Source organism: Dellaglioa sp. BT-FLS60 (genome assembly GCF_054941065.1).
In genome coordinates this window covers 36,986-49,861 of sequence record NZ_JBSOLI010000027.1, presented here as the reverse complement: position 1 = coordinate 49,861, position 12,876 = coordinate 36,986, and the positions used below count along the sequence as shown (strand labels likewise).

Sequence of the window (12,876 nt, the reverse complement as noted above, 5' to 3'; positions counted from 1 at the left end):
ATCGCATGTCTATTAAAATGAAAAAATGGTAAACTAGGTCTATATATAAGAAAAGAGGACAACCATGCGTTTATTATTTGTCGGAGATGTGGTTGGCGATTCAGGCCAACAAATGATTAAAGAGTATTTACCAAAATTAAAAAGAAAATTTCATCCACAAGCGACTATTGTAAATGGTGAAAATGCAACAAAAGGCCGCGGTATTAATGAATCTGTTTATAAAGCCTTTCTTCAATCAGGTGCTGATGTGGTTACAATGGGTAATCATACTTGGGATAACCGAGATATTCAGGATTTTATTGGTAGTGCGAAAAAACTCATTAGACCGGCAAACTTTTCAGCAAATCAAGTTCCCGGAATTGGCCATACAATTATTAATATTAACCAACAAAAATTGGCTGTGATTGATCTACAGGGACGTGTTTTCATGACACCTTCAGATGATCCATTTGCGGTTGTCCAAGATATTTTGGAAGACGTAAAAAAAGAAACTGATTTTATTTTCATCGATTTTCATGCAGAAACAACGAGTGAAAAAGAAGCGATTGCTTGGTTCTTAGATGGGCAAGTTTCAGCTGTGGTTGGCACGCATACCCATGTCCCAACAAATGATGCACGTGTGTTACCTAAAGGGACTGCGTTCATGTCAGATGTTGGTATGACAGGACCTTATGATGGTATTTTAGGGATGAAACGTGAAAATGTTATTGGACGTTTCTTATCACAAATGCCTACACGTTTTGAAGTAGATGAAACAGGGCGTCAAACATTATCTGCTTGTGTGATTGATATTGATGACAAAACGGGACATGCAAAGAAAATTTTCCCTGTTTTAATTAATGATGATCATCCCTTCATGGACTAAATTAGAATATAGGAGGCATCTCAAACTATGCCGCAAAAAACAAAACAGACACCAATGATGATTCAATATTTTGACATTAAAGCACAGTATCCTGATGCTTTTTTGTTTTACCGTCTTGGTGATTTTTATGAATTATTTTATGATGATGCCATTAAAGGCTCACAACTGCTTGAATTAACGCTAACAACGCGGAATAAAAAAGCAGACGATCCGATTCCAATGTGTGGTGTGCCCCATCATGCTGCTCAAAATTATATCGATATTTTGGTTGAAAAAGGGTACAAAGTCGCTATTTGTGAACAGGTTGAAGATCCTAAATTAGCTCAAGGAATGGTTAAACGTGAAGTTGTTCAGCTTGTGACACCAGGAACAACGATGGATAACGGTGTGAATGAGTCTAAAGAAAATAACTATTTAACGGCTGTAATTGAAGAAGCAGGTGTCTTTGGCTTTGCTTACGTTGATTTATCAACAGGTGAATTAAAAACGAGTCGTTTGAGTAATTTAGATAATTTAATTAACGAATTAATGAGTTTAAGAACGAAAGAAATTGTTATTAATAGTAGTTTATCTGATGAAACAATTGAAACTTTGGGGAAATTAAATATTATGCTTTCAAAGCAAGAAGTTGGTGAGAACCGTGCTGAATCAAGTTATGCTGTTCAAGAGCTAACGGATTCTCTGGAAATTGCGGTGGTTACTGATTTATTGACCTATCTTTCGGTGACTCAAAAAAGAAGTTTAGATCATTTACAAAAAGCCGTTCATTATGAACCTGAGTTCTTTTTGAAAATGGATCATTATTCAAAATACAATTTAGAATTAATGCAAAATATTCGAACGGGTAAAAAACAAGGGACTTTATTATGGTTGCTAGATGAGACGAAAACAGCGATGGGTGGTCGATTACTTAAACAGTGGATTGACAGACCGTTGATTAATTATGCTGAAATTTTGGATCGTCAAAATAAAGTTGATTTATTAATTAATCATTATTTTGAACGAAGCACGTTACAAGAAGAGTTGGTCAAAGTTTATGATTTGGAAAGATTGGCAGGACGTGTCGCTTTTGGTAGCGTTAATGGGCGTGACTTAGTCCAACTTAAATTATCGCTCAGACAAGTCCCAAAAATTAAATATGTGTTAGATGAAATTAATGATGGTACCTTTTCTGATGTGATTGATAAATTAGATCCAGTTGATGATGTTGCTAATTTGATTGAACGGGCCATTGTTGATGAACCGCCATTGTCGGTTACCGACGGGCATTTAATTAAAGCAGGCTATCATGATCAATTGGATGTCTATCAAGATGCTATGAAAAATGGGAAACAATGGCTAGCTGAAATGGAAGCTAACGAACGTCAATTGACAGGAATTAAAAATCTTAAAATTGGATTTAATCGTGTTTTTGGTTATTTTATTGAAGTGACTAAGTCTAATATTGCCCAAGTGCCAAAGGATAGATATGAACGTAAACAGACGTTAACTAATGCTGAACGCTACATTACTCCTGAACTAAAAGAACGTGAAAGTATTATTTTAGGTGCTGAAAGTAAAGCCGTTGATTTAGAGTATAAATTATTTGTTGAAATTAGAGAAACGGTTAAAAAATCGATTGAGCGCTTACAGCTATTAGCTCAAGGAATTGCGACTTTAGATGTCTTACAAAGTTTTGCTGTTGTCAGTGAAGAGTCTCATTTTGTGAAACCACAATTATTAAAAGAAGGTCATCAACTGGCTATTACGGCTGGCTGGCATCCGGTTGTCGAAAAAGTGATGGGGAAACAAAGTTACATTCCAAATGATGTGAAGATGCCGGAAACACTGGATATCTTATTAATTACGGGACCTAATATGTCCGGTAAAAGTACGTACATGCGACAGTTAGCTTTAACGGTTGTAATGGCTCAGATTGGCTGTTTTGTGCCTGCGGAAGCGGCTAAAATGCCAATCTTTGATCAAATTTTTACACGAATTGGTGCAGCTGATGATTTAATTTCAGGACAAAGTACGTTTATGGTTGAAATGAAAGAAGCCAATCAAGCAATCGAAAATGCGACTGAAAATAGTTTAATTTTATTCGATGAGCTCGGTCGAGGGACGGCAACGTATGACGGGATGGCGCTTGCGCAAGCGATTATTGAGTATGTAGATAAACATGTTCACGCTAAGACCCTTTTTTCAACGCATTATCATGAATTAACAGTGCTTGAAGAAACAGTTACTTCTTTGAAAAATGTCCATGTCGGTGCTATTGAGAAAAATGGCGAATTGGTTTTCTTACACAAAATTCAAGAAGGCGCTGCAGATAAATCTTATGGGATTCACGTTGCTAAATTAGCGGGGATGCCACCAGAATTATTGAGTCGAGCAACGTTAATATTAGCTGATTTAGAATTGAAAAATCAGCAAGTTGATGTTGAACCAGAGGCGCCATCGACGATTAATGAAGATGAGGGGCAACTCTCCTTGTTTTCTGCTGAAGGCTTCTCAAAAGAGCAATCAGCGGTTATGGATGAGCTTAAAGCACTTAACTTGATGAATATGACGCCAAGAGATATCATGAACGTCTTATATGATTGGCAAGAAAAATTGAACAAATAGAGCTGAAGGTGATTAAATGGCGAAAATAATTGAACTACCTACAATTTTAGCGGACCAAATTGCGGCTGGTGAAGTGGTTGAAAGACCTGCATCTGTTGTGAAAGAATTAGTTGAAAATGCGATTGATGCGAATAGTACGCAAATTGATGTCATGGTTGAGGAAGCTGGACTTAAATCAATTAAGGTAATTGATAACGGTGATGGCATCGAAGCCTCTCAGGTTGAGAATGCATTCAAACGACATGCCACCAGTAAAATTACGACAAGGGAAGATTTATTTAAAATTAGGACGTTAGGTTTCCGTGGTGAAGCTTTACCTAGTATTGCGTCAGTTGCTAAAGTGACCTTAAATACAGCCGTAGAAGGGCAGTCTGGTGCTTTGATTGCCGTAAATGGTGGTGAGATAGTTGATGAAAAAGCGTCAGCTAGTCGAAGAGGAACGGAAATGACCGTCTCTGACTTATTTTTTAATACACCTGCTCGGTTAAAATATGTTAAATCATTGCAAACAGAAATGTCAGTTATTAGTGACATGATGAATCGGTTGGCAATGAGTCACACGAGTATTTCATTTTCTTTAACTCATGATGGTAAAGAATTACTGAAAACAACCGGTAATGGACAGTTACAACAGACCATTTCTGCTATTTATGGGGTTAAAAGTGCGCGCCAAATGCTTGCATTTAGTGGGCATGATTTAGATTTTAAAGTCAGTGGCTATACGTCATTGCCAGAATTAACTCGTGCTGGACGTCACTTTATTTCGATTTTAATTAATGGTCGATATGTTAAAAATGTTAATTTGAATAAAGCCATTATCAAAGGTTATGGGTCAAAATTGATGGTGGGTCGCTACCCCATTACAGTTTTGAATATTCAATTAGACCCTTTGCTGGTTGATGTGAATGTGCATCCAACTAAACAAGAAGTTCGATTGAGTAAAGAACCAGAGTTAACGGAGCTTATTACAAAAATTATTTATGAACGAATTGCTAAAGAAAACTTGATTCCAGAGGCATTGGAAAATTTAAGTTCAAAGAAACGTGAAAAAATAGACACGGATCAATTACAATTTGACTTAAATGAAGCATCAAGTAAATATCAAGCCAAATCTAGCTTGCCAGTCGCAGTAGTAGTTAGTCCTAAGGTTGATGTTGCTGTCAGCGAGGATTTGAACCAGATGGCAGAAACTGTCGAACCTATTTCAATTCAAGTAGCTGAACAATTGGATTCAAAACGCGTTAATGATTTTGAAACGCGATATGCCAACGAATCGAATGTAGCGCCATTTTCAGCTGATGAGCAGATTGAAGACTCAGTGGCGGAACAATCAACAATTAATGAAGAAGCATTTATAACGAAAAAAAGTGAACAGCGATTTCCTGATTTAAAGTATATTGGACAAATGCATGGGACCTATTTATTTACGGAATCAGAAGATGGCTTGTACATTTTAGATCAGCATGCTGCGCAAGAACGGATTAATTATGAGTTTTATCGTAAACAAATTGGTGAAGTTTCCAATGATTTACAAAATTTATTGGTGCCCATCGTTCTAGAATATACGACAAGTGAGGCCATGATTATTACGGAACATGCTGAGATATTGGAAAAAGTGGGTCTGATTCTTGAACCTTTTGGGCAAAATAGTTTTATTATTCGACAACATCCAACTTGGTTCAAAGAGGGTCAAGAAGAAAGTACAATCAGAGAAATGGTTGATTATTTACTTGCTGATGGGAAGTTATCGGTTGCTGACTTTAGAGAAAAAGCAGCTATTATGATGAGCTGTAAGCGAGCAATTAAAGCCAATCATCATCTCGATGATCGACAAGCTAAAGCGTTGATTGAAAATCTGAAAAATGTTGAAAATCCATTTAACTGTCCACATGGACGACCTGTTTTGGTTCATTTTTCCAATCAAGATATGGAACACTTCTTTAAACGTATTCAAGAGTCTCATCAAACGGGTCATGAAGGTTAGAATTAGAGTCAATTATTGCCAAATATTTGGTGATAATTGATTTTTTTGTGAGAACAGATGCGTCTGTATAAATGGGTGGTCTATGGTACAATACTAAGAGCAGATTCATGTAGATTAGGAAAAGTGGGTAAACGAAATGTATGAATATTTTATAGGTCAAATAACGGCGGTAACGCCTTTTTATCTTGTTTTAGAAGTGAATGGAATTGGCTATCAAATTTTTGCTGCGAATCCATTTAGATACCAAGAGGATGCCGAAAAAGCGGTTAAAGTTTTCGTCTATCAGGCCATTCGTGAAAATGATATGACACTATTTGGTTTTTATGATTTGGATGAAAAAAAATTATTCGAAAAATTACTAAATGTTTCAGGAATTGGGCCTAAAAGTGCGCTCGCAATTTTAGCAAATGATGATCATCGTGGGTTAGTGAATGCGATTAATACGGAAGATGTCAGTTATTTAATTAAATTTCCAGGCGTTGGTAAAAAAACGGCACAACAAATTGTACTTGATTTAAAAGGGAAATTAGATGATATTGAAGGACAGGTAACGACAATGCCAGGGCAACAATCGCTAGACTTTATTCCATTACAAGCTTCACCATTCTTGAAAGAAAGTCTTGAAGCTTTATCAGCTTTGGGGTATTCTCAACGTGAGATTAAAGCGATTAGTAAGAATTTGGAATCATTTGAGGCTGACTCAACAGATGCTTATCTTAGAGAAGGTTTAAAATTATTAATGAAAAAATAAAAGGAGGTCGATAAGATGACAGAACAACGGATTGTTTCAAACGAACCAGAAGACAATCAAGAAGAATCCATTGAAAAGTCGCTTCGCCCCCAATTTTTATCACAATATATCGGTCAAGATAAAGTTAAAAATGAACTAAGCGTCTATATTCAGGCTGCTAGACAACGTGAAGAAGCGCTTGATCATGTGTTGCTTTATGGCCCACCTGGTTTAGGAAAGACAACACTTGCGATGGTCATTGCTAACGAAATGCAAGTGACAATTAAGACAACGAGTGGACCAGCGATTGAAAAAGCAGGGGATCTTGTTGCACTTTTAAACGAATTGCAACCCGGGGATGTTTTATTTATTGATGAAATTCATCGTCTACCCAAAATGGTTGAGGAAATGTTGTACTCAGCGATGGAAGATTTTTTTGTGGATATTGTTGTTGGGCAAGGACCAACTGCCCATCCCGTCCATTTTCCATTACCTCCATTTACCTTGATTGGGGCAACCACTCGAGCAGGGCTTTTATCAGCGCCTTTACGAGATCGTTTTGGGATTGTTGAACACATGGCTTATTATAATCAGTCTGATTTACAAGAAATTGTGATTCGTTCAGCGGATATCTTCAATACCAAAATTGAAGAAAGTGGTGCGCATGAATTAGCTCGTCGCTCACGTGGAACGCCACGAATTGCGAACCGTTTATTAAAACGAGTTCGTGATTTTGCAGAAGTTGCCGACCAAAGTGAAATTAATCAAGCAACAGCTGACCATGCGCTGAATTTATTAGCTGTGGACAATCGTGGACTAGATGAAACGGATCGAAAATTGTTAGAAACCATGATTGACTTCTATCAGGGAGGTCCCGTTGGCTTAAGCACGTTGGCAGCTAATATTGGTGAAGAAACAGAAACGATTGCAGAGATGGTTGAACCTTATTTAATGCAAATTGGGTTTATCAAACGAACACCGAGAGGTCGAGTCGCAACAATGGAAGCCTATGAACATTTAAATCGACCTTATGATTTTGACGAGAATAAATAGAGAAGGGTGACGCTATTTTGACTAAACAATTAAGTACAGAAGATTTTGATTATGAGTTACCACAAGAATTAATTGCGCAAACGCCATTAGAAAAACGGGATGCATCGCGGATGTTAGTTTTGGATCATGAGACAGGTGAAATGAAAGATGATTATTTCTATAATGTGATTGATCAATTGCATGCTGGGGATGCGCTTGTTATGAATGATTCACGGGTCATGCCAGCTAGAATTCATGGGATTAGACCTGATACGGGTGGTCATATTGAAGTGTTACTTTTGAATAATACTGACGGCGACAATTGGGAAACATTGGTGAAACCTGCCAAGAAAATGAGAGTCGGTTCTATCATTAGTTTTGGGGATGGTCGCTTAACGGCAACGATTACCAAAGAATTAGAACATGGTGGTCGTATGATTCAATTTACTTATCAGGGTATTTTTATGGAGATTCTGAATGAACTTGGTGAAATGCCGTTACCACCGTACATTAAAGAAACGCTTGAAGACCAAGAGATGTATCAGACGGTTTATTCAAAAGAAGTTGGCTCAGCGGCTGCACCAACAGCTGGATTACATTTTACAACAGATTTATTAGAGAAGATTGAAGCTAAAGGTGTCCACCTCGTCTACTTAACCTTGCACGTTGGATTAGGGACCTTTAGACCCGTTAGTGAAACGAATATTATGGATCATAAAATGCATAGTGAATTTTATCGGTTAACAGAAGATGCTGCTAAAACGTTGAACGATGTCCGCAAGTCAGATGGTAAAATTATCGCAACCGGAACAACATCAATCCGAACACTTGAGACCGTTGGGTCAAAATTTGATGGCGCTATTCAAGCTGATAGTGGTTGGACTGAAATTTTCATTAAACCTGGATATAACTTTAAAGTTGTTGAAGGATTTATCACTAATTTCCATTTACCAAAATCAACGTTAGTTATGTTAGTTGCAGCATTTACAGGACGAAAAAATATTTTAAATGCGTACAAGCATGCGGTTGAGGCTAAATATCGATTCTTTAGTTTTGGCGATGCAATGTACATTAAATAGAATGGAGAATTAATAAATGGTAGAACCAGCAATTAAGTATCGTTTAATTAAAAAAGATAAACGAACTGGTGCCAGACTTGGTGAAATTATTACCCCTCATGGCACATTTCCGACACCCATGTTTATGCCCGTTGGGACATTAGCTTCAGTTAAATCAATGGCGCCTGAAGAATTAGATGAATTAGGGGCTAATATTATTTTATCTAATACGTATCATTTATGGTTACGACCTGGCGAAGACATTGTGCAAGAAGCCGGTGGATTACACAAATTCATGAATTGGGACAAGGGTATTTTGACTGATTCAGGTGGCTTTCAAGTCTTTTCATTAGCTAAAATGCGTGATATTAGTGAAGAAGGTGTTAAGTTTAGAAGCCATTTAAATGGTGAAAAATTATTCTTATCACCAGAAAAAGCAATTCACATTGAAAATGCTTTGGGTGCTGATATTATGATGAGTTTTGATGAGTGTCCTCCATTTATGGAAAGTTACGATTATATTAGTAAATCAGTTGATCGGACGAGTCGTTGGGCTGAACGTGGTCTTAAAGCTCATTTAAATCCTAAAGAACAAGCCTTGTTTGGAATTGTTCAAGGTGGAGGTCATCGTAATTTAAGAGAACGTAGTGCACGTGATTTAGTTTCGATGGATTTTCCTGGTTATTCAATTGGTGGGTTATCTGTGGGTGAATCAAAAGCTGAAATGAATCGTGTCTTAGATTTTACGACGCCTTTATTACCAGAAGACAAACCACGTTATTTAATGGGTGTTGGCTCAGCTGATGCCTTGATTGATGGGGTATTACGTGGCATTGATATGTTCGATTGTGTATTGCCAACACGGATTGCTAGAAATGGGACAACCATGACTTCAATGGGTCGTGTGGTTGTTAAAAATGCTAAATATGAACGTGATTTTAGACCATTAGATGAAAACTGTCATTGTTATACATGTAAAAATTATACGCGTGCTTATTTACGTCATTTGATTAAAGCAAATGAAACGTTTGGAATTCGTTTAACGAGTTACCATAATTTATATTTCTTAACACATTTGATGGCAGATGTTCGTCAAGCTATTATGGATGATAATTTATTGGAATTTCGTGAAGCATTTTTCGAACAATATGGATTTTACGATAAAAATCCTAAGAATTTTTAAATTCTTTTGAATAGGTATGGCGTTCGGTCAAAAAGTTTGATACCCTTGTCTAGTAAGAAAAAAGAAAATAGAGGTGGCTAATTAATGCAATATACTAGTATTTTGATGATTGTGGCTTTATTCGTCTTGATGTATTTCATGATGATTCGTCCACAAAAAAAACAACAACAAAAACAACAAGAAATGATGAACCAATTAAAACCTGGGGATGCTGTTGTCACTATTGGTCGTTTACATGGTGTTATTGATAGTTTTGATGAAGAAGCAAAAACTGTTACGCTTGATTGTGATGGTATTTTCTTAACATTCGAACGTTCAGCAATTGCACGTGTTATGCCAAAGACAGTTGAAGTAGATCATATCGCTAAAGAAGAAACAACAACTAGTGATGCTGCTGTTGAAGCAACTGTTGAAGAAGATAAATTTTCTTCAGATGAAAAATAATCATTTTCAAGTATTAACTTTGAGGTAATCAGAGTTAATACTTTTTTTATTGGGTCTTTTAAGTCCAAGATTCTTGTTTATTTTACTAATAAAATGTAAACTTAAACTATTAAATTAGATATTAATAAAGAGGACTGAGACCTCAAGAAATGAGAGTGGTGTGAAATGATAGAAACGCAACAAAAAGCATTGTTTATTATATTTGGTGGTACTGGTGACTTAGCAAAACGTAAATTGTACCCCTCTCTTTTTAAGTTATTTGAAAAAGGCTTTTTGGATGATAATTTTGCTGTTATTGGAACGGCACGACGTCCTTGGACTGATGATTTTTATCAAAATGTTGTCACTGAATCATTGATTGATATTAGTGAAGATAAAGCTAAAATCGCTGATTTTGCATCACATTTTTATTATCAATCACATGATGTTACTGACGTTGCGCACTATGTAACTTTGAAAAAATTAGCTGACAAACTTGATGCTAAATATCAAATTGAAGGTAACCGGATGTTTTACTTAGCAATGTCGCCTCAATTTTTCGGGACGATTGCAACTCATTTAGGCTCACAACATTTAGTGACTGAAAATGGCTTTAATCGTTTAATTATTGAAAAACCATTTGGTCATGATTTTGACAGTGCCAAAGACTTGAATGATGAAATTAGGAACACATTTAAAGAAGATCAAATATTTAGAATTGATCATTATTTAGGTAAAGAAATGATTCAAAATATTCCAGCTATTCGTTTTGGTAATATTATTACGCAAACGTTGTGGAATAACCAGTATATCGATAATATTCAATTGACATTGAGTGAATCATTGGGTGTTGAAGAACGTGGTGGTTACTATGAAACGAGTGGTGCCATGCGTGATATGTTCCAAAATCATATTATGCAAGTTGTTTCATTGTTAACGATGGACATGCCAAAAGAGTTTATTGCGTCAGAAATTCGTAAAGAAAAATTGAAGGCTTTGAAAGCGATTCATATTTTAAAACCCGATGAAGTTGATGCAAACTTTGTACGTGGCCAATACGATGCTGATGAAGCTGGAACTGAAAAAGCTTATCGTGATGAAGAACAAATTGCCCCTGATTCAATGATTGAAACATTTATTGCTGGTCGTTTGACAATTGATAATGATCGTTGGGCGGGTGTCCCCGTTTATGTTCGAAGTGGTAAACGACTTGTTGAAAAAAATACTGAAATCAATATTGTCTTTAAAAATGTTGAAAAAAATATTTTTGGAACAGGTGCTGAACATGAACATTTAGGTAAAGATGTCTTAACCATTACGGTTGAACCCGATGAACGCTTTAGATTGACGATTAATACGAAAGAAATTGGTCAAGGGTTTAATACAAATAAAACTAATTTAGATTATGTTAATTCACCTGAAACCAAAGCAAATACACCAGAAGCATACGAAAAATTAATTTTGGATGCATTGAATGGTAACGCAATTAATTTTGCCCATTGGAATGAAGTTGCTAAGGCATGGAATATTGCTGATGTGATTTTAGATACATGGCACAATAATGACGATGATAAATCTATTTTCCCTAATTACAAGAGTGGTTCAATGGGACCAGATGCATCAGAAAAATTGTTGACAGATGATGGTAATTACTGGATATATAATCCTAAAAAATAAAATGAGGTAACGTTTCGATGTTAATCGAGGCGTTATTTTTTTATATGATGGGTTTGAAACGAGTGGATAGATAATAAAAAATAATCAGATTGAAAAAGAACGTGTGTTCGTGTAAAATAGACTAAGAAAGGGGTGAGACTGATGGCTGAATTAAACGGTATTACAATAGACGAAAAATTATTAAAAAGGAAAATTATCCATGTTGATATGGATGCTTTTTATGCCTCAATTGAAGAACGTGAACACCCTGAATTTATTGGAAAGCCATTAGTTATCGCCCATGATCCAAGAAAAAATGGTGGTCGTGGCGTCGTAGCTACGGCAAACTATGAGGCAAGAAAACTAGGAATTCATTCCGCAATGGCAGCTCAAGAAGCCTATGAGATTTGTCCTAAGGTCATTTTTCAACCACCTAATTTTACTTTATACAAAGAAGTTTCAAGTCAACTCCATGCCATATTTCATGAATATACCGAAATGATTGAGCCAATTGCTTTTGATGAAGCTTACCTTGATATTACACAAAATAAAAAGGGCCTAAAAAGCGCTATCCAAGCAGCACACATGATTCAAAGAGAAATCTATCAAAAATTACGTTTAACCTGTTCAACAGGTGTTTCATACAATAAATTTTTGGCTAAATTAGCATCAGATTATAATAAACCGGCAGGTATGACGTTAATTCTGCCTGAAGATGTCATTCCGTTTTTATCTGAATTACCAATTGGCAAATTTAGAGGTGTCGGGAAAAAAACGGCACCTAAAATGATTGATCAAGGGATTCTTACTGGAAAAGAATTGCTAGAAAAATCCGAAGTTGAATTAATTCAACAATTTGGTAAATTAGGTTATTTCTTATATAAAAGGGTACGTGGCGTGGATGACCGGCCCGTTGAGTGGCAACGAGAGCGAAAATCAATTGGTAGTGAACGAACATATGGCAAGCTCTTAATGACAACTGATGAGGTTGAAACGCAACTTAGAACTATTGCACATTTGGTTTCTGAAACCTTGAACAAGCAGCAAAAGCATGGCAAGACATTAGTTATTAAAGTTCGCTATCAAGATTTTACGACGCTCACTAAAAGATTAACGCTCGATGAATTTATCCGTAATGATGCACCAACCATTTATTTTTATGGCCGACAGATTTTTGACGAAATTTTGGGTGCAGAAAAAGGGATTCGATTACTTGGCTTAACAATGACAAATTTAGCACCGATAGGTTTTGAGAATATGAAGCTACCATTATTTGAAAAAAAAGTGCCAAATCAGTCTTTGTAATTGCCCACAATAACCGTTATACTTAAGAGCAGC

At 36.2% G+C, this 12,876-nt stretch carries 10 protein-coding genes; all 10 read left to right on the top strand.

All coding sequences use genetic code 11. From position 1 onward, the window contains the following. Positions 1-64: 64 nt before the first annotated feature. Positions 65-865 carry a TIGR00282 family metallophosphoesterase gene (locus ACVQ8P_RS01595; protein WP_462297106.1) on the top strand — a complete coding sequence of 267 codons (801 nt, stop codon included), beginning with the start codon at positions 65-67 and terminating at the stop codon, positions 863-865. 27 nt (positions 866-892) lie between these two features. Then, a complete protein-coding gene (mutS, locus tag ACVQ8P_RS01590; RefSeq protein WP_462297104.1) occupies positions 893-3,472 on the top strand; it encodes a DNA mismatch repair protein MutS in 2,580 nt (859 codons plus the stop codon). Between the two features lie 16 nt (positions 3,473-3,488). Next, positions 3,489-5,456, top strand: a complete 1,968-nt coding sequence (mutL, locus tag ACVQ8P_RS01585; RefSeq protein ID WP_462297103.1) for a DNA mismatch repair endonuclease MutL — start codon at positions 3,489-3,491, stop codon at positions 5,454-5,456. Between the two features lie 136 nt (positions 5,457-5,592). Further along, on the top strand, positions 5,593-6,207 hold the full coding sequence (ruvA, locus tag ACVQ8P_RS01580; protein WP_462297102.1) for a Holliday junction branch migration protein RuvA: 615 nt from the start codon (positions 5,593-5,595) through the stop codon (positions 6,205-6,207). Positions 6,208-6,222: 15 nt separating this feature from the next. After that, positions 6,223-7,239, top strand: a complete 1,017-nt coding sequence (gene ruvB / locus ACVQ8P_RS01575; RefSeq protein ID WP_462297101.1) for a Holliday junction branch migration DNA helicase RuvB — start codon at positions 6,223-6,225, stop codon at positions 7,237-7,239. Between the two features lie 17 nt (positions 7,240-7,256). Beyond that, positions 7,257-8,297, top strand: coding sequence for a tRNA preQ1(34) S-adenosylmethionine ribosyltransferase-isomerase QueA (gene queA / locus ACVQ8P_RS01570; protein WP_462297100.1), 1,041 nt, complete (start codon positions 7,257-7,259; stop codon positions 8,295-8,297). Between the two features lie 16 nt (positions 8,298-8,313). Then, on the top strand, positions 8,314-9,459 hold the full coding sequence (gene tgt, locus ACVQ8P_RS01565; protein ID WP_462297098.1) for a tRNA guanosine(34) transglycosylase Tgt: 1,146 nt from the start codon (positions 8,314-8,316) through the stop codon (positions 9,457-9,459). Positions 9,460-9,543: 84 nt separating this feature from the next. Further along, positions 9,544-9,903: a preprotein translocase subunit YajC gene (yajC, locus tag ACVQ8P_RS01560; RefSeq protein WP_462297097.1), complete on the top strand. Its 360-nt coding sequence runs from the start codon at positions 9,544-9,546 to the stop codon at positions 9,901-9,903. A 168-nt stretch (positions 9,904-10,071) separates the two neighbouring features. Next, on the top strand, positions 10,072-11,559 hold the full coding sequence (zwf, locus tag ACVQ8P_RS01555) for a glucose-6-phosphate dehydrogenase (protein WP_462297156.1): 1,488 nt from the start codon (positions 10,072-10,074) through the stop codon (positions 11,557-11,559). 141 nt (positions 11,560-11,700) lie between these two features. Beyond that, positions 11,701-12,843, top strand: coding sequence for a DNA polymerase IV (dinB, locus tag ACVQ8P_RS01550; RefSeq protein ID WP_462297095.1), 1,143 nt, complete (start codon positions 11,701-11,703; stop codon positions 12,841-12,843). The last annotated feature ends 33 nt before the right edge of the window (positions 12,844-12,876 follow it).